Annotated in this window: 22 protein-coding genes; 6 read left to right on the top strand and 16 right to left on the bottom strand. The window is 64.4% G+C overall.

Annotated elements, in window-relative coordinates:
• Positions 1-6: 6 nt before the first annotated feature.
• Positions 7-966 (bottom strand): sugar-binding transcriptional regulator, encoded by a 960-nt coding sequence (locus MESCI_RS02700; RefSeq protein ID WP_013528410.1) that lies wholly within the window; start codon positions 964-966, stop codon positions 7-9.
• A gap of 259 nt (positions 967-1225) precedes the next feature.
• On the opposite strand from MESCI_RS02700, the gene MESCI_RS02695 reads away from it, so the two are divergent.
• On the top strand, positions 1226-1858 hold the full coding sequence (locus MESCI_RS02695; RefSeq protein WP_013528409.1) for an HAD family hydrolase: 633 nt from the start codon (positions 1226-1228) through the stop codon (positions 1856-1858).
• A gap of 84 nt (positions 1859-1942) precedes the next feature.
• On the opposite strand, the gene MESCI_RS02690 is transcribed toward MESCI_RS02695, so the two are convergent.
• From MESCI_RS02690 to ureC, 7 genes are all read right to left on the bottom strand, one after another.
• On the bottom strand, positions 1943-2710 hold the full coding sequence (locus MESCI_RS02690) for a class II aldolase and adducin N-terminal domain-containing protein (protein WP_013528408.1): 768 nt from the start codon (positions 2708-2710) through the stop codon (positions 1943-1945).
• Positions 2711-2787: 77 nt separating this feature from the next.
• On the bottom strand, positions 2788-3432 hold the full coding sequence (ureG, locus tag MESCI_RS02685) for an urease accessory protein UreG (protein WP_013528407.1): 645 nt from the start codon (positions 3430-3432) through the stop codon (positions 2788-2790).
• Positions 3429-3869, bottom strand: coding sequence for a DUF3995 domain-containing protein (locus MESCI_RS02680; protein WP_013528406.1), 441 nt, complete (start codon positions 3867-3869; stop codon positions 3429-3431). Before MESCI_RS02680 ends, ureG begins: the two co-directional genes overlap by 4 nt.
• Entirely contained in the window at positions 3866-4537 is a 672-nt protein-coding gene (locus tag MESCI_RS02675) for an urease accessory protein UreF (RefSeq protein ID WP_063170432.1), read from the bottom strand. Before MESCI_RS02675 ends, MESCI_RS02680 begins: the two co-directional genes overlap by 4 nt.
• Entirely contained in the window at positions 4530-5123 is a 594-nt protein-coding gene (ureE, locus tag MESCI_RS02670) for an urease accessory protein UreE (RefSeq protein ID WP_013528404.1), read from the bottom strand. The genes MESCI_RS02675 and ureE overlap by 8 nt, the downstream gene beginning before the upstream one ends.
• 159 nt (positions 5124-5282) lie before the next feature.
• Entirely contained in the window at positions 5283-5876 is a 594-nt protein-coding gene (locus MESCI_RS02665) for a hypothetical protein (protein WP_013528402.1), read from the bottom strand.
• A 92-nt stretch (positions 5877-5968) separates the two neighbouring features.
• Positions 5969-7681, bottom strand: a complete 1713-nt coding sequence (gene ureC, locus MESCI_RS02660) for an urease subunit alpha (RefSeq protein WP_013528401.1) — start codon at positions 7679-7681, stop codon at positions 5969-5971.
• Between the two features lie 182 nt (positions 7682-7863).
• Between ureC and MESCI_RS02655 the strand changes: the two genes are divergently transcribed.
• Complete coding sequence (locus MESCI_RS02655; protein ID WP_013528400.1) at positions 7864-8247, top strand: hypothetical protein; 384 nt, start codon at positions 7864-7866, stop codon at positions 8245-8247.
• A 129-nt stretch (positions 8248-8376) separates the two neighbouring features.
• On the top strand, positions 8377-8865 hold the full coding sequence (locus MESCI_RS02650) for a hypothetical protein (RefSeq protein ID WP_013528399.1): 489 nt from the start codon (positions 8377-8379) through the stop codon (positions 8863-8865).
• Between the two features lie 20 nt (positions 8866-8885).
• Here MESCI_RS02650 and MESCI_RS02645 read toward each other — a convergent pair whose 3' ends face one another.
• Genes MESCI_RS02645 through MESCI_RS02625 form a run of 5 tightly spaced genes read right to left on the bottom strand, consistent with a single transcriptional unit; the run spans position 8886 to position 11250 of the window.
• On the bottom strand, positions 8886-9191 hold the full coding sequence (locus tag MESCI_RS02645; RefSeq protein WP_013528398.1) for an urease subunit beta: 306 nt from the start codon (positions 9189-9191) through the stop codon (positions 8886-8888).
• Between the two features lie 8 nt (positions 9192-9199).
• Complete coding sequence (locus MESCI_RS02640; RefSeq protein ID WP_013528397.1) at positions 9200-9787, bottom strand: HupE/UreJ family protein; 588 nt, start codon at positions 9785-9787, stop codon at positions 9200-9202.
• Between the two features lie 33 nt (positions 9788-9820).
• Complete coding sequence (locus tag MESCI_RS02635; RefSeq protein ID WP_013528396.1) at positions 9821-10075, bottom strand: DUF1272 domain-containing protein; 255 nt, start codon at positions 10073-10075, stop codon at positions 9821-9823.
• 10 nt (positions 10076-10085) lie between these two features.
• Positions 10086-10388, bottom strand: a complete 303-nt coding sequence (locus tag MESCI_RS02630) for an urease subunit gamma (RefSeq protein ID WP_013528395.1) — start codon at positions 10386-10388, stop codon at positions 10086-10088.
• A 28-nt stretch (positions 10389-10416) separates the two neighbouring features.
• The gene (locus tag MESCI_RS02625; RefSeq protein ID WP_164919840.1) at positions 10417-11250 is read right to left on the bottom strand and encodes an urease accessory protein UreD; all 834 of its coding nucleotides are present in this window, start codon (positions 11248-11250) and stop codon (positions 10417-10419) included.
• A 215-nt stretch (positions 11251-11465) separates the two neighbouring features.
• On the opposite strand from MESCI_RS02625, the gene MESCI_RS02620 reads away from it, so the two are divergent.
• From MESCI_RS02620 to MESCI_RS02610, 3 genes are all read left to right on the top strand, one after another.
• A complete protein-coding gene (locus MESCI_RS02620) occupies positions 11466-11720 on the top strand; it encodes an acyl carrier protein (RefSeq protein WP_013528393.1) in 255 nt (84 codons plus the stop codon).
• Between the two features lie 5 nt (positions 11721-11725).
• Positions 11726-12934 carry a beta-ketoacyl-[acyl-carrier-protein] synthase family protein gene (locus tag MESCI_RS02615; RefSeq protein WP_013528392.1) on the top strand — a complete coding sequence of 403 codons (1209 nt, stop codon included), beginning with the start codon at positions 11726-11728 and terminating at the stop codon, positions 12932-12934.
• A 163-nt stretch (positions 12935-13097) separates the two neighbouring features.
• Positions 13098-13802 (top strand): glutathione S-transferase N-terminal domain-containing protein, encoded by a 705-nt coding sequence (locus MESCI_RS02610; protein ID WP_013528391.1) that lies wholly within the window; start codon positions 13098-13100, stop codon positions 13800-13802.
• Positions 13803-13825: 23 nt separating this feature from the next.
• On the opposite strand, the gene MESCI_RS02605 is transcribed toward MESCI_RS02610, so the two are convergent.
• From MESCI_RS02605 to MESCI_RS02595, 3 genes are all read right to left on the bottom strand, one after another.
• Complete coding sequence (locus MESCI_RS02605; protein ID WP_013528390.1) at positions 13826-14173, bottom strand: hypothetical protein; 348 nt, start codon at positions 14171-14173, stop codon at positions 13826-13828.
• Positions 14174-14258: 85 nt separating this feature from the next.
• Positions 14259-14879: a nucleoside triphosphate hydrolase gene (locus tag MESCI_RS02600; RefSeq protein WP_013528389.1), complete on the bottom strand. Its 621-nt coding sequence runs from the start codon at positions 14877-14879 to the stop codon at positions 14259-14261.
• A 110-nt stretch (positions 14880-14989) separates the two neighbouring features.
• Complete coding sequence (locus MESCI_RS02595; RefSeq protein ID WP_013528388.1) at positions 14990-16090, bottom strand: hypothetical protein; 1101 nt, start codon at positions 16088-16090, stop codon at positions 14990-14992.
• Between the last annotated feature and the right edge of the window lie 61 nt (positions 16091-16151).

Below are 16151 nucleotides of genomic sequence, written 5' to 3'. Positions count from 1 at the left end.
TTCCGGTCAGATGCTGGCGAGCAGCGCGGCGGCGGTCCGTTCATCGGTGATGAGGCCGTTGATCAGCCGCCGGTTCGCGGCCGCCAGAATGCCCGGCAGCTTTCGTTCTCCCATCGCCAGTGCGATGACCAGCGATTTCTCGCGTGACGGCAGCGACGCCGACGACACCCGGTCGTTGGTGATCCCCTCGATCATGCGGCCTTCCCTATCGAACACCCAGCCGACGATCTCGGCGATGCCGCCGGCCTTCTGCAGCGCCTTCAATTCGCTCTCCGAAATGAAGCCGTCCTCGTAGAGCGGCGCCTTGGGGCCGAGGTCGCCGATGCCGATGAAGGTGACGTCGGCCTCGGCCGCAAGCGCAAGCGTCGGCTGGATCATCGGCTGGTTGAGCAGCATCTCGCGCTCCTCCGGCGACGAGGCGATGACCGGCAGCGGCATCGGGAAAGAACGTGCCTTGACCCTGTCGGCCATGGTGAAGATGACGTTGTAGAAGGCGGCCGAGCCGTCCGGCGAGATGTTGCCGGTCAACGACACCACCTTGTGCTGCGGGCATTCCATCGGCGGCAGCTGCTCGATCGCCGCCTTCAGCGTGCGCCCGGTGCCGATCGCCATGACGATCGGCGTCGGTGAACGCAACCGTCGCTCGATCTCGGCGGCAGCCGCCTCGGCGATGCCGATCGTGGTCGAGGACGAGTTGGGATCGCTCGGCACCACTTCGACCAGATCGAGCGCAAAGCGCGATCTCAGCCGTGCCGCCAGATCGAGGCAGTTGGCGATCGGATGGTCGACGCGAACCTTGATCAAGCCCTCCGACACCGCCAGCGATACCAGCCGCTGCGCCGTTTGCCGCGAGATGCCAAGCGTCGAAGCGATCTGGTCCTGTGTGTTGCCGGCAACATAATAAAGCCAGCCGGCGCGTGCCGCATCGTCCAGCCTGTTGCTGCCACCATCCTGCCGGCTATTCAAAGTACTGCCTCCCGAGACCGCCGGTCATGAGAGCGGCCCATGCCCACTTTCGCAGGGAACGGCCTGCTGCGCAATTGTCAAATCTCGGGGGCAATTGCTTGCTGTCCCTCGGCGTAGGCACGGCCCAGTTTCTCGTCTCCCCACGATGTCTGTCTCGCCAAGAGACTTGGCTGCGGTCCCGGCAGGCGGCACGTTCTTGCGCTCCGAAGGTTTATCTCCCGGCTCAAACCCTTTAAGGGATGGCAAAAAGGAGCCTCGCATGACGCCGAAAGCGGTTTTCTGGGACATGGACGGCACGCTGGTCGACAGCGAACCGCTGCACGAAGCTGCCCTGGTGGCGGCGATGCGCAATGTCGGCCTTGTCCCGCCGGACGATCTGCATGAGCGCGTGCTCGGCGTCGCCGCCTGGCCGGTCTACGAGATGATGCGCGACGAGTTCGGCCTGAACCTGCCTTTCGACGACTGGATCCTGCGCAAATACGAACACTACCTGCCGCTGGTGGAGAGCTTGAAGCCGCGCCCCGGCGCGATCGAGATCTTCAACGAACTGCGTACAAGAGGCATCCAGCAGGCCGTGGTCTCGAATTCGGACCGGATGATCGTCGACGCCAATTTGAGCATGGTCGGCCTGATCTACCCCGGCATGAAGACGATCAGCCGCAACGACGTGCGCGAAGGCAAGCCGCATGCCGAGCCATTCCTGCGCGCCGCGTATCTGGCCGATGTCGACCCCGCGCAGGCGGTGGCGATCGACGATAGCTGGCCGGGCGCCATGGCAGGGCTGGCGGCGGGAATGAAGACGATTTTCTGGCCGGAAAAGCCGATGGAAGGCCCGCCCGGCGCCGTCGTCATCAACAGCGCCGAGGAATTGGGGAAAGAGCTGGGGCTCTGAGGAAAACCGCCCAGGTCGGCGCCGTCCCTCATCCGCCTGCCGGCACCTTCTCCCCGTATAGTGACGGCACGGGGAGAAGGACGCTCAATTCCGGTAGACCGGTTCCTGCTCGTCGAGGATCGCCTTCAACTCGCTGAGATGGCGTTCGGCCTGGCCGGGATAATCGTCCATCTCGCTCGCCGCCTTTTCGGCGATCGCGTCGGACAGCGTGCGCAGCGGGCGGCCGGTCCACAGCGCCTTGATGTAGGTCTCGGCGGCGCGTTCGAAATAGAACATGCGGTTGAAGGCATCGGCGACCGTGTCGCCGATGACCAGCACGCCGTGATTGCCCATCACCATCACCTTGACCTTGGGATCGACGAGAAGCTGCGAGCAGCGCTCGCCCTCCTCCTCGAAGGCCAGCCCGCCATAGTGCGCGTCGACGACATGGCGGTTGAAGAACATAGCCGAATTCTGGTCGATCGGCGGCAATGTCGAGTCAGCGAGCGATGCCAGCACCGTGGCGTGGATCGAGTGCACATGCATGACACAGCGCGCGTGGCGCACATTGCGATGGATGGCGCCATGCAGCCCCCACGCCGTCGGGTCGGGCGCATTGGGGCCGGAGAGCGTTTCCGAATCGTTGGCGTCGATCATCAGAAGGTCGCTCGCCTTGATGCGCGAGAAATGCACCTGGTTGGGGTTCATGAGGAATTGTGTGCCCTCATCGTTGACGGCCAGCGAGAAATGATTGGCCACCGCCTCGTGCATGTTGAGCCGCGCCGTCCAGCGGAAGGCGCAGGCGAGATCGACGCGCTCCTCATAGTAGGGCAGGTTGGTCAGCGTTTCCTTTTGCAGGCGGGCGATGCTCATCGAAAAATCCTCCGGTTTCGGCAAGAATGCCGTGGCCAGTCGATCCCCGCAACCGGTTTTGGTTGGTGCAGGGATGCTCACGCCGCCGTGCTGGCAGCGGCAGCGCCGGCTCGCAGGCCGCCATGCTCGATGATGAAATCGATCACCTCCTGCAGTCCCTTGCCGCGCGACAGGTCGGTGAAGCCGAACGGCCGCTTGCCGCGCATGCGGCCGGCGTCGCTCTCCATGACATCGAGATTGACGTTCACGTAGGGAGCCAGATCGCTCTTGTTGATGACCAGGAAATCGGAGCGGGTGATCGCCGGCCCGCCCTTGCGCGGAATCTCCTCGCCCTGGCAGACCGAGATGACATAGAGCGTCAGGTCGGCGAGATCCGGCGAGAAGGTGGCGGCAAGGTTGTCGCCGCCGGATTCGATGAAGACGATGTCGAGGTCCGGGAACTTCCTGTTCATCTGCGCGATCGCCTGCAGATTGATCGAGGCATCCTCGCGGATCGCGGTATGCGGGCAGCCGCCGGTCTCGACACCCATGATGCGGTCCTCGGGCAGCGCCTGCAGCCGCGCCAGCATCATGGCGTCTTCCTTGGTGTAGATGTCGTTGGTGACGACGGCGATGGAAAACTCGTCGCGCAGCGCCTTGCACAGTTTTTCGGTCAGAGTCGTCTTGCCCGAACCGACCGGGCCGCCAATGCCGACGCGCAGCGGACCATTTGTCTGTGTCATGCGGGAAACTCCGTGATGGCGAGGATGGCAAAGCCGAGCCCGATCAACAGGCACAGCGGCGAATAATAGCGGACATCGAGCCGCGCGAAAGGCTGTTCCGGCGTCAGCCGCTGCCACCATGGCGTGAAGCCGGCTATGCCGCGCCCCAGGAACACCAGACCGATGAGCAGCGACGTGGCGGCGAGACCCTCCTTGGGGAAGGGTGAAGCGAAGACTCCCATGAGCGCCAGCGGCCATAGTGTCGCCAGGCACAAGCACGCGGCAACGGCGAAACTGGCAAACGGCGTTGGCATCTCATCGACGCCGCGAAAGCCGACCACGGCGCGAGCGCAGGAGGCTGCGTCCTGGCCCGGCCAGATGCCGCCAAGGCCCCAATAGACATGCAGAACGGTGATCAGCAGCAGGACAAAGGATAGCGAGAAGGCGAGAAACATCATGAGCGGAACAGTCGCGAATATTGGGTTTCATGCTTCATCGCCATGACATCGGAGACGAAGGCGCAGCCACCGAGATCGTCGAGTGTCGAGCGCGCGGCGCGGCTTGCGGTCGCCAGGGCCAGCGGCTCGAAGCCGGCTAACAACGTGGTCGCGCCGCTCTGGCCGACGATGCCAAGCCGGATCGCTGCCTGCACAAGGTTGGAGAAGAAGGTTTGCAGGAAGGCTGACAGCGCATCCTGAAGCGCGATGCCGTTGCCACCCGCAATGGCGCCGACGGCGACGCAATAGGCGCATTCGGCCGGCAGGCGCTCCAGCACCGGATTAGGCCAGGCGGCCGCCGCTTTGAGGAAGGCTCCACCCTGCAGCATGGTCTCGGTATGGCGTTCGCGCGAGCCGGCCAGGGCTTCGGCGAGTGCCGCCACTTCATCGAGATCACCGGTGCCGCATGCTCGGCGCCAGCTCTCGGCGAACAGCACGGCGTCGTTCCAGCCCGAGCCCATCTCGACCAGCGTCTCCAGCCAGCCGGCGAGGCTCCCGGCATCGGCAACCAACCCGTCATGCACCGCCCGCTCGAGACCATGGCTGTAGGAAAAGCCGCCGACCGGAAAGGCAGGCGACAGCCACGCCATCAGCCGCAGCAGGGCGATGTTCGAAGGCTGGTCAGTCATGATCGTGGTGATGGCCGGCATGACTGTGCGAATGGGAATGCGCTTCGCCATGAGAATGGCTGTGCGCTTCGGCGTGGCTGTGGGCATGCGCATGGCCGTGATCGTGGCTTTGCCCGCCATGCCCGGAATAGGCGCCGCGCACCGGCTTGAACGGTTCGGAAACGTCGCTCACCGTGGCGCCCAGCCCCTCCAGCATCGCCTTGATGACATGGTCGCGCAGGATGAGGATGCGTCCGGCCTCGATGCCTGCCGCGAGATGGCGGTTGCCGATATGCCAGGCGAGCTCGGCCAGATGCACGCCATCGCGGGCGCGGATGTCGTAGACCTCTTCCGGTGCCGCGATGATCTCGATATGGCCGCCATTCTCCAGCACCAGCCGGTCGCCATCGTTCAAGGCGACGGGTTCGGGCAGGTCGACCAGCACCTTGCCGCCGTCGGCAAGTTCGATGGCCCGGCGGCGCAGATGCCGCTCGTCATGGGCGAGAATGGCCCGGCCGGACGGTAGGGTGGTTCCGGCAGCGCCGGCGGACAGCACCGAGACGGCGCGCGGGAATTTGGTGAAGTCGGTGTTGAGGTTGAGTTTCATTTCATGGATTTCCCATTTGCTTGTGCCCGCACACGCGCAGGCCGCGCCAGCGGTCGAAATAAGCGTTGACGCGCGGCTGACCCGGGATCCACGCGGATCCAACGGCCTTGTACATGTCGAACCCTGCCTTTCCCCAACAAGCTAGATCATCGCGTTCGTTCAGACGATGGTGTCGAAGAGCCGCAGGATGAACGATATCTGGTAGATAAGCGCCGCCGTGACAAAGGCGATGTGGAAGCGGCGGTCGCGCACCAGGATCGCGATGATGCAGAGCGCGACGAAGACCGGCGTGCGGAACAGATACTCGCTGCCGAAGCGGGCGAAATGCTCCGGACCCTTCAGCAGCGTGTCGACCACGTCGAGCAGATAGGTCGCCGCCAGCAGGCCGAAGAACCACGCCCGGCGCGAATAGAAGAAATCCTCGTAGCTGGTGTAGTCCAGCATCGAATCGGGAAACAAAAGCGCGCACAGCAGGAACAGCGTGATCGCGTAGAAAATGATGAACAAATATTTGCCGAAGGTCCAGGTCTCGACGGCGTAGAGGCCGAACTCCCACCACCAGAAATGCACCAGCATCAGGAGCACCGAGACGACCCAGGCCAGATGCACGGTATAGAGCTTGTACTGGCCGGGATGCTGGACGATGCGCGCCACCCCCGACAGCAGGCGGGCGACACCAAGCCCGATCACCATGCCCATGACGATGCGGATGTGCGGGAAGATGTCGTGGGCGGAAGCGATTTCGGTGGTCATGCTCGATCACAATGCAGCTGTTGGTTGGCCGCATAGTGCTGCCTTCCACCAAGGGCTGCAACGGATAATGCTCGCCCGGTGGAAGCGCCGCTTCAAAACAGAAAATACCGTTGCGCCATCGGCAGCACCGTCGCCGGCTCGCAGGTCAGCAACTCGCCGTCGGCGCGCACCTCGTAGGTTTCCGGATCGACCTCGACATGCGGCGTTGCGTCGTTGAGCACCATCGAATGCTTGCCGATGCCGCCGCGGGTGTTTTCGACGGCGACGAACTGCTTGTCGACACCGAGCCTGCCATGCAGTCCCGACTCGAGCGCTGCTTTCGAAACGAACGTCACCGACGAGTTGGTCCTGGCCTTGCCATAGGCGCCGAACATCGGCCGGTAATGCATCGGCTGCGGCGTCGGGATCGAGGCGTTGGGGTCGCCCATCGGGGCTGCGGCGATCATGCCGCCGATCAGCACCATGTCCGGCTTGACGCCGAAGAAGGCCGGGTTCCACAGTACCAGGTCGGCGCGTTTGCCAACCGCGATCGAGCCGATGTCTTTCGACAGCCCATGCGCGATGGCCGGGTTGATCGTGTATTTGGCGATGTAGCGGCGGACGCGGAAATTGTCGTTGTTGCCGGTCTCCTGCGGCAGCGAGCCGCGCTGGCGTTTCATCTTGTCGGCGGTCTGCCAGGTCCGGATCGCGACTTCGCCGACGCGGCCCATGGCCTGCGAATCCGACGAGATGATCGAGAAGGCGCCGATGTCGTGCAAAATGTCTTCCGCCGCGATGGTCTCCTTGCGGATGCGGCTTTCGGCAAAGGCGATGTCTTCGGGGATCGACGGCGACAGATGATGGCAGACCATCAGCATGTCGAGATGCTCGGCCAGCGTGTTGACCGTGTAGGGCCGCGTCGGATTGGTCGAAGACGGAATGACGTTGGGCAGGCCGCAGACCTTGATGATGTCGGGCGCGTGGCCGCCGCCGGCGCCCTCGGTGTGGAAGGCGTGAATGGTGCGGCCCTTGATGGCGGCGACCGTGTTCTCGACAAAGCCGGATTCGTTCAGCGTGTCGGTGTGGATCATCACCTGCACGTCGTAATCGTCGGCGACCGACAGGCAGCAATCGATGGCCGCCGGCGTCGTGCCCCAGTCCTCGTGCAGCTTCAGCGAGCAGGCGCCGCCCAGCACCATTTCCTCGAGCGCGGCGGGCAGCGAGGCATTGCCCTTGCCCGACAGGCCGATGTTCATCGGAAAGGCGTCGAAGGACTGGATCATGCGGGCCATGTGCCATGGCCCCGGCGTGCAGGTGGTGGCCAGCGTGCCGTGCGCCGGACCGGTGCCGCCGCCGAGCATGGTGGTGATGCCTGACATCAGCGCTTCCTCGATCTGCTGCGGGCAGATGAAGTGGATATGCGCGTCGAAGCCGCCTGATGTCAGGATCTTGCCTTCGCCGGCGATGATCTCGGTGCCGGGGCCGATGATGATGGTGACGCCATCCTGCGTGTCCGGATTGCCGGCCTTGCCGATGGCCGCGATGCGCCCGTCCCTGAGGCCGATGTCGGCCTTGAAGATGCCGGCGCTGGCGTCGACCACCAGCGCGTTGGTGATCACGGTATCGACGGCGCCTTGCGCCCTGGAAACCTGGCTCTGGCCCATGCCGTCGCGGATCACCTTGCCGCCGCCGAATTTCACCTCTTCGCCATGGATGGTGAGATCCTTCTCGACCTCGATGAACAGTTCGGTGTCGGCAAGCCGTACTCTGTCGCCGACCGTCGGGCCGTACATCTGCGCGTAGGCGGCGCGGGTAATTCTGGCCATCAGCGATTGCTCCCGAAATGCGGTTTGCCGAAATGCGGTTGGATTGAAGCGCGGCTGCACATTGCTGCCATCCTATGGTCACGCAATGACCTGCTGGGCGACACCTTCTGATCCCATTTGGCGGTTGAGGTTAGGGGGTCACCCCAGACCGACCGTTTGCCAATCGATGGAAAGGAAAATCCATGCGCAAAACGATAGTTCTTGCCGCCGCAGCCAGCCTGATGCTGGCGGGCGCCGCCAGTGCCCAGCAGCAACCCGCGCCACAGCCCGCTCCGGCGCCGGCAACGCCTGCTCCAGCCACGCCCCAGGCTCAGCCGGCCGTTCCGACGATCCAGAGCGTCAACATCGTCGACATCACGGAGCTGCCAAAGGACACCCAGACGCAGGTCAACCAGGTGATCGCCCAGCGCGGCGATGACGGCTTGAAGAAACTGCGCAGCTCGATCGACGCCACACCCAAGGTCAAGTCGGCGCTCGAAGCCAAGGGAATGACCTCGGCGCAGGTGGTCGCAGCCAGTATGGAACCCAATGGCGCACTGACCCTGATCACCAAGAAGGCGAGCTAACGCCACGGCATGGCGGGCCGGCATCCGGCCGGCCGGCCGCATCGGGAAAGGAACCTTCGCCGGGCCGGATTCGTTTTGTTCTTTTCGCGCTAACCCGCGCCCCGAAACGATTTCTCTCAGGAGCGAGCGATGGCGATCTCTTCTTTCTCGACCAGAATGCAGGCAGTCGCCGCCGTGGCGTTCCTGGCGGCGGCTGGTCCTGCTGCCGGACTGAAGGCGCAAGGACTGGAAAGCACGGAGACCGTCAATCGCATCGTTGGCTCGCAGGTCAAGCAGGAAGAGGCCAAGGCCAACACTGAGGCCGGCAACGTCAACACGGCGATCGACCGCACGCGTGAAAACATCGGCACGGTGCGCAAGACATCCAAGCTCGACAAGGTCGACATCGTGTTCCTCACCGACGCCGCGCGCAGCGAAGGCGGCCCGCCGCCGGAGATCGAGGCCAAGGTCAAGCAGCATCAGGACGACATTACGGAGCTGCGCAAGGAGATCGAGGCCAACGCGCTGCTGTTCAACGCCATCGAATCGCGGCGCGTGCAGGCGCAGGATGTCCTCGCCGTCGAATTCGACAATCCCGGAAAGATCGTCATCTACGCCGCGGCCAAGCCATCGAACTGAGCTGAGCGCGCCGGAAGATTTCACAGCTTGCCCATCACCTTCTGCTGAAATCCGTAGACCTCGCGCTTCCCGCCGAGCGGCACCAGCGTGACGTCGCGCTCCTGGCCCGGCTCGAAGCGCATGGCCGTGCCCGCGGCAATGTCGAGGCGCATGCCACGCGCCCGTTCGCGGTCGAATTTCAGCCCCTCATTGGTTTCGAAGAAATGGTAGTGGCTGCCGACCTGGATCGGCCGGTCGCCGCTGTTGGCGACTTTCAGGGTGACGGTCTGCAGGCCCTTGTTGAGCTCGATGTCGCCGCCCACCGTGATGATTTCACCGGGGATCATGGTCACCCTCACACGATGCCGAAGGCGAGACCGATGCCGATCGCCGCGCAGGCGGCACCGGCAGCGCGGGCCAGGCCACGAAACCGGATGCCGAGACCGAGACCGGCGGCGATGCCGGTGGCATGCAGCAACAGCGTGGCGATGGCAAAGCCGGCCATGTATTCAAGCCCGCCGGCATTCTCCGGCACCTCGGTGCCATGCGCGTGGCCGTGGAAAAGTGCGAACAGGCCGATGATGGCGACGCCGGCCGAGACCGGCAGATCGATCGCCAGCGCCACCAGCAGTCCGAGTGTCACGACCGATGCCAGTATGCCCGGTTCGACGAAGGGCAGCGGCATATGCAGCATGCCCAGCGCGCCGCCGACCAGCATGACGCCGACAAAGGCAGCCGGCCAGGCAAGAACCGCCTTGCCGCCCTTGAGCGCCGCCCACAGCCCGACCGCGATCATCACCGTCATGTGATCGAGGCCGGAGAGCGGGTGCATGAAGCCGGCCGTGAAGGAGGAGGTGGTACCCAGGCCGACATGGGCATAGGCCGGCAGGGCGGCGGCCAGCAGCAGGATCGCCGACAGGCAGAGGCGTTTGGCGGATATCATTCTGTTTGCCTTTCGTTTTGCTCGGTCTGGTGTTCACGCCGCCTTGCGGGGGCCGCAGCCTTCGGCCTTGAGAACGCGTTTGGCTGACGCCGGATATTTCTTCAGCATCGCTGCCGGGCGGATCGGCCGCGCCGAAAAACCACCGCCGCAATTGGGGCAGATGCCGCCCAACACCTGTTCCACGCATCCGGCGCAAAAGGTGCACTCGAAGGTGCAGATCAGCGCATCCGTCGCCTCGGGCGGCAGGTCCTTGTCGCAGCATTCGCAGTTGGGACGCAGCTCCAGCATCCTGTCCTCCTCAACGGATCGGTTCGTGCACGGTCACCAGCTTGGTGCCGTCGGGAAACGTCGCCTCGACCTGCACGTCATGGATCATCTCGGCGATGCCTTCCATGACTTGCGCGCGGCTGACGACATGAGCGCCGGCTTCCATCAGTTCGGCAACCGGACGGCCGTCGCGGGCGCCTTCGACGACGAAATCGGTGATCAGCGCAATCGCTTCCGGATGGTTGAGCTTGACGCCGCGTTCGAGCCGCTTGCGCGCCACCATCGCCGCCATGGCGATCAGCAGCTTGTCCTTTTCCCTCGGCGTCAGGTTCATGCGTTTCCCTGGATTGGTAGAGGCAGGCCTATAGTGACCATAATTTGGGCAACCCCGCCCTTCCGTTGAGCAATTCGACGAGTGGAACCAGCCGCTGGCGCAGCCGGTAGCCATCCCCGGCGTAGAGCCTCGCAAGAAGCTTGCCAGATTTCTTCACGCGCCAGGCGCTGGCGCTGCCCTGGTCGCCGACGATCTCCAGAACCGGATCGAGCAGGGCTTCGGCGCGCGGCGACACCAGAAGCAATGTCGCCACCGCGATCGCGCCGCCGGCAACCGCCGGGCGATCGAGCGTTGCGGCGATATCGGGCCCGATGCGGAAATCCTCGGCATGAACGAGGGCGCCATCCTGACGCACACGCCAGCGGTCATGGAAGTTGCCCTGCGTGGCGCGTTCGCCCATCGCCAGGCGGCCGAAGACGGCGGCTTCCAGCACCAGCGCCTCGGCGCCGACGGCAAGCTCGACGTCGAGCGTGCGGGCAAAGGCCGCCCGGTCGAAGACGATGGTTTCCTGCGGCAGCCAGGCGATGCGGCCGTTTTCGCCTACCGACAAATTGACCCGCACTTCGGCATGGTCGGATGCCGCCCGGTAGATCTTCTCGCAGGCCTGCGTGGTGATCGATGCCGAAGCGGCCGCGCCGACATTCACGTCCCAGGCGATACGGTCGCCGCCCGTCATTCCGCCGGCGGTGTTGATCAGCACCGCTTCGAGCGGATCGGCCGAGACGGCCGGCATTCTTATCTTGGCGGCGCCGTCCTGATAGAGGCGCCGCAGGCGCGTGCGGCCCTCGCCAAGCGCACAGGAAAGCCGCGCCACGCCCGCAACGCGCTGCGTCGAAATCCCGCCATGTTCGCCCATATCCATGCCTGCACGTTAAGCACTCCGGCGGCTTTGTCGATATGGAGTTCGATATAGCTTGTTGCTTGACAACGTTTCGGTTTCTATAGAGGGAACCACCTTGGTACGGTCATGCTGCGCTTGGCGGGGGTATTAAACGACGACGGCGGCTTGATACCAGGAGAAAAAGGGGCGCTGCTCAGTCGGCGTCGGGAAACGCGAGATAGTGGGGAAGGAACCGAATGGCCGACCAGCTGGCAACGGATATCATCGCGAAGATCAAGGCTCATGCCGAGCCGGGCGGCGAAGAAATCACCACCACCACCGAATTGACCTCGCTTGGCATCCATTCGCTCGAGCTGACGGAGATTATCTTCGATCTTGAGGAAGAGTATGGCATCGAGATCGAGATGAACACGGTCGACGCCTGGAGCAATCTGAAGAACGTCGGCGACATGGTCGAAGCTGTGCGCGCGCTGATCGCGAAAAAAGCCTGAACTGAATGCGGCAGCGCGTTGTCATCACCGGCATGGGCGGCATTTGCGGGCTCGGCACCAGCGCGCCCGCGATCTGGAATGAGATGCGCGCCGGCCGCTCGGCCATAGGCCAGATCACAAGTCCCCAACTGCATGATTTGAAGGTCAAGGTCGGCTGCGAAATCAAGACGCTTCCCGATCACGGCATCGACCGCAAGCAGACCGTGTCGATGGACCGCTTCAGCCTGCTGGCGACGATCGCAGCCAGGGAAGCCATGCAGCACGCCGGCCTGGTTTCGAATGAAGCCACCACTTATCGGATGGGCACCGTCGTCGGTGTCGGCGTCTGCGGCTGGGAGGCGATCGAGGAGAGCTATCGCGCCATCCTGGTCGAGGGCAAGAACCGCGCCGGCATCTTCACCGTGCCAAAGGTCATGCCAAGCGCGGCCTCCGGCCACGTCAGCATGAATCTGGGCCTGCGCGGCCCGGTCTTCGGCGTCACCTCGGCCTGCTCATCGTCCAACCACGCCATCGCCTCGGCCGTCGACCAGATCAGGCTTGGCCGCGCCGACGTGATGGTCGCCGGCGGCACCGATGCGCCGCTGGTCTGGGGCATCCTGAAGGGCTGGGAAGCACTGCGCGTGCTGGCGCCCGACACCTGCCGCCCATTCTCGGCCGACCGCCAGGGACTGTCGCTCGGCGAGGGCGCCGGCATGGCGGTCCTGGAGACGTACGAGCACGCCATGGCGCGCGGCGCCACCATCCTTGCCGAGGTCGCCGGCGCCGGCCTCTCCGCCGACGCCTCCGACATTGTCGCGCCGACCGTCGAAGGGCCGACGGCGGCCATGCGCGCCTGCCTCGCCGATGCCGGCTTCAATCCCGAGGATGTCGACTACCTCAATGCCCATGGCACCGGCACCAAGGCCAACGACCAGATCGAGACGGCAGCGATCAAGCGCGTCTTCGGCGACCATGCCTACAAGCTTTCGGTGTCGTCGACCAAGTCGATGCATGCCCACTGCCTCGGCGCATCGGGTGCGCTGGAGATGATCGCCTGCGTGATGGCGATCCGCGAAGGCATCGTGCCGCCGACGGCCAATTTTCGTGAGCCCGATCCCGATTGCGACCTCGACGTCACGCCGAATGTGCCGCGCGAGCGCAAGGTGCGCGCCGCGATCAGCAACGGCTTCGCGTTCGGCGGCACCAATGCCGTGCTGGCCTTCAAGGCTGTCTGATCTAGGGGGCGGGCGGATCTGCCCCAGGCCGGCCATTCCGTTGACTGTCCGTGCACGATGAAACCCTTCGCCGCCATATTGATCGTGCCGTGCGCCGCGTCTAATCCTTGGCCGACCCGCCAAAACCGCGCCGCTCGGCGCGAATCCTCATCCAGGAGTTTCCATGGCAGACCTGTCCGCCTTTCCGATCGCAACGCGTTGGCCGGCCAAGCATCCGGACCAGCTCCAGCTCTATTCGGCGACAACGCCGAACGGGGTGAAGATATCGATCGCCCTGGAGGAACTCGGCCTTCCTTACGAGCCGCATTGGGTCAACATCGGCCAGAACGAAAGCTGGACACCGGAATTCCTGTCGCTCAATCCCAACGGCAAGATACCGGCGATCATCGATCCCAACGGCCCGGACGGCCAGCCGATCGGCCTGTTCGAATCCGGCGCCATCCTGCTCTACCTTGCTGAAAAGACCGGCCTGCTCATGCCCATTGATGGCGCGCGCCGCTACGAGACCATCCAGTGGGTGTTCTTCCAGATGGCCTCGGTCGGGCCGATGTTCGGCCAGGTCGGCTTCTTCCACAAATTCGCCGGCCGCGAAATCGCCGACAAACGCCCTCTGGAGCGCTATCGCGACGAGTCAAAGCGACTGCTCGGCGTGCTCGACGGCCGGCTGAAAGGGCGCAAGTGGATCATGGGCAATGACTACACCATCGCCGACATCTCGCTGCTCGGTTGGGTGCGCAACCTGATCGGATTCTACGAAGCGCGCGAACTCGTCGGCTTTGACGATTTCGCCCATCTGGGAACATGGCTGGAGCGCGGCCTGGCGCGGCCGGCGGTGCAAAAAGGCCTGACCGTCCCGGCCAAGGGATAGCAAAACCAGCCTCCGAAGCGCGGCTATTTCGCCTTCGCTTTGGCTTTCGAACCGCCTTTGCCCATGACGGAAGCAGCGAGCGACGCAGCACCTCGGGCGGCGACCATGACCGCGCCGGCAGCGACGTTGGCCGTGGCCTTGGCCGTGCGCATCGCACTGCCGCCTAAGGAGTCGCTGGAACTCGCGGGCTTCTTCGGCTTTGCGGCTTTTGGCGCGGCTTTCGCTGCGGCTGGCACCACTTTCTTCGGCGCTGCCTTGCCGAAAGCCGGCTTGGCGTCCTTGGAACGGCCTGTCATTGCCGGGCCGGCGCCGGTTTTGGATTGGGTCGCCTTGCCCTTGGCGGGCGCAGGCTTTTTTGCCTTGGTTGCCATTGGACCGAATCCCTCTTTTGGCACAATTGTCGTGTCGGGATAACGGCCTGAAAGTCTTAAGGTTCCCCTTGCACAATCCGTCGAATCAAGCGGAAAGGCCGATCACCAGATCGGCGGCACTGCGCCGCGCGAGCACGCGCTCGATGTTGGGCAGGTCGTTGGAAGCGATCCAGGCGCGCGCATCTTCATCGGAGCGGCCATGCTCGTGCCAGCGCTCCATCAGGCGGCGCTCGAGCTCGTTGCGCGGCACGTCGACGAAGATCGAGAAATCGAACAGCGGCGCCAGCCGCGACCACGGCTCTTCGTCGAGCAGCAGGTAATTGCCTTCGACCAGGATGAACTTGGTTTCTGTGGCGACGATCGAGGCTGCGGCGCGCGACAGTTCCATGCTGCGGTCGAAGACCGGAATGGCGATGTCGGGTTCACCGGCACGGATACGCTTCAGCAAGGCCTCAAAACCGGCAAAGTCGAAGGTTTCCGGCGCGCCCTTGCGCGCGCGCAGACCGCGCCGCTCGAGCACGGCGTCGTCATAGTGGAAGCCGTCCATCGGTACGACCTCCGCTGCACCTTCGGGCAGCAGTTCATGCAGCCTTGCCGACAGCGTCGACTTGCCGGCGCCCGGTGGACCGGCAATGGCGACGATGAAGCGGTTTGCCTTGCCGGCACGCTTGAAGATGGTGGCGGCGAGATGGGCGATTTCGGACATGAGAGCCTCTCTGGCAGAGCTTCAGATCCACCATGTTCCGCATGATGATTTCGGCCACATCTTGGCGACAGTTCAGGGAAATTTCAAACCCTGCGGCCGCGCAATCACACCTACGAGGCCAGCGGCTGGCCGATGCGCAGGAAATCGCTGTCGAAGGGAACCTCCCGCGTCGAACCACCGGCTTGCAGCCGCATGCGGCCATCCGCCGTCATGACGTCCCGCGGCGGCTCGCCGCCCGACAGCGGCAGGACGCCGATGACGTGGCGAAAGGACACGCTTTGGCCTTCGCCCAGCGCAAAAGCGGTCGCCACCCCTTCGCGCTTCAGCCAGTTGTCGCCGATCGAGGCGGCATGGCCGACGGCAGCGCGGCCATCCTCGATGCCGAGCACGCCAAGGTGGCGGCCGCTCCATGGGGCGTAGTCGCGCCCGCCATTGCTGAACCACAGCATGGTGATTGGCAGTTCGGCCGGGTTCTTCAGCACCAGCACCAGATCGTCCTCGGCCTGTCGTGCAAGCGCGGTCCATCCCGGCCCGCCATGGTCGGCTTCGACCAGCGTGATGAAATCCTCGCGGCGGTCATCCATGCGGTATTCCGTCAGGTCGAGCGTGCCGCCGCCGGCGGCGGGAAAATGGCCGAGATCGGTGGAGCGCGCCGGATAGGCGAGCATGAAGCGGCCGCGTGCGGGATCGGGCTCCAGCGGATCGTCCAGCGTCGCGGCAAAACGCTTCGGCGAAAAGGCCAGCCTGCCGCCGCCGGTCATGGCCGTCATCGGGTGATGGGCGACCGAGATCGCACCATGACCGCCGGAAAATACATGCTCCTGGTAGAGGAAGGGATGGCCGTCGTGCAGCGTCAGGATCTTGTCGACCGAAGCGCCCATCACCTCGTGCCGCAGGCGGTAGACGGCGCGCCAGCCATCGTCGGTCGCGACACTTTCGACGACATCCCAGGCGCTGTTGGCCGGCCAGCCATGCAGCGGCGCTTCCTCGACATCGCTGCGCGAAAACGGCGCGCAGAGAAAATCGCCGGACAGCCGAACCGTGCCTTCCGGCAGGTCTTTCGGCAGCGTCTCGTTCGCATCGACCCAGGGCGCGCGATGCAGCGGCTTCAGCTGCCGCCCACCGCCCTCGACGACCATGTCGGCGATGTGGCCGACCGTGAGGTCGAGCGAAACCGAAATGCCTCTGGCCTTGATGGTGTGGATGGTCATTTGCGCTGTCACCGACTCTGAAGGCGCAAACTGAACCGTTCGGCGGCGGTTGCGCAAGCGC

Source organism: Mesorhizobium ciceri biovar biserrulae WSM1271 (assembly GCF_000185905.1).
Taxonomy (GTDB): Bacteria; Pseudomonadota; Alphaproteobacteria; order Rhizobiales; family Rhizobiaceae; genus Mesorhizobium; species Mesorhizobium ciceri.
Note: the sequence above shows the minus strand (reverse complement) of the source record. Positions and strands in the feature narration are given on the sequence as shown.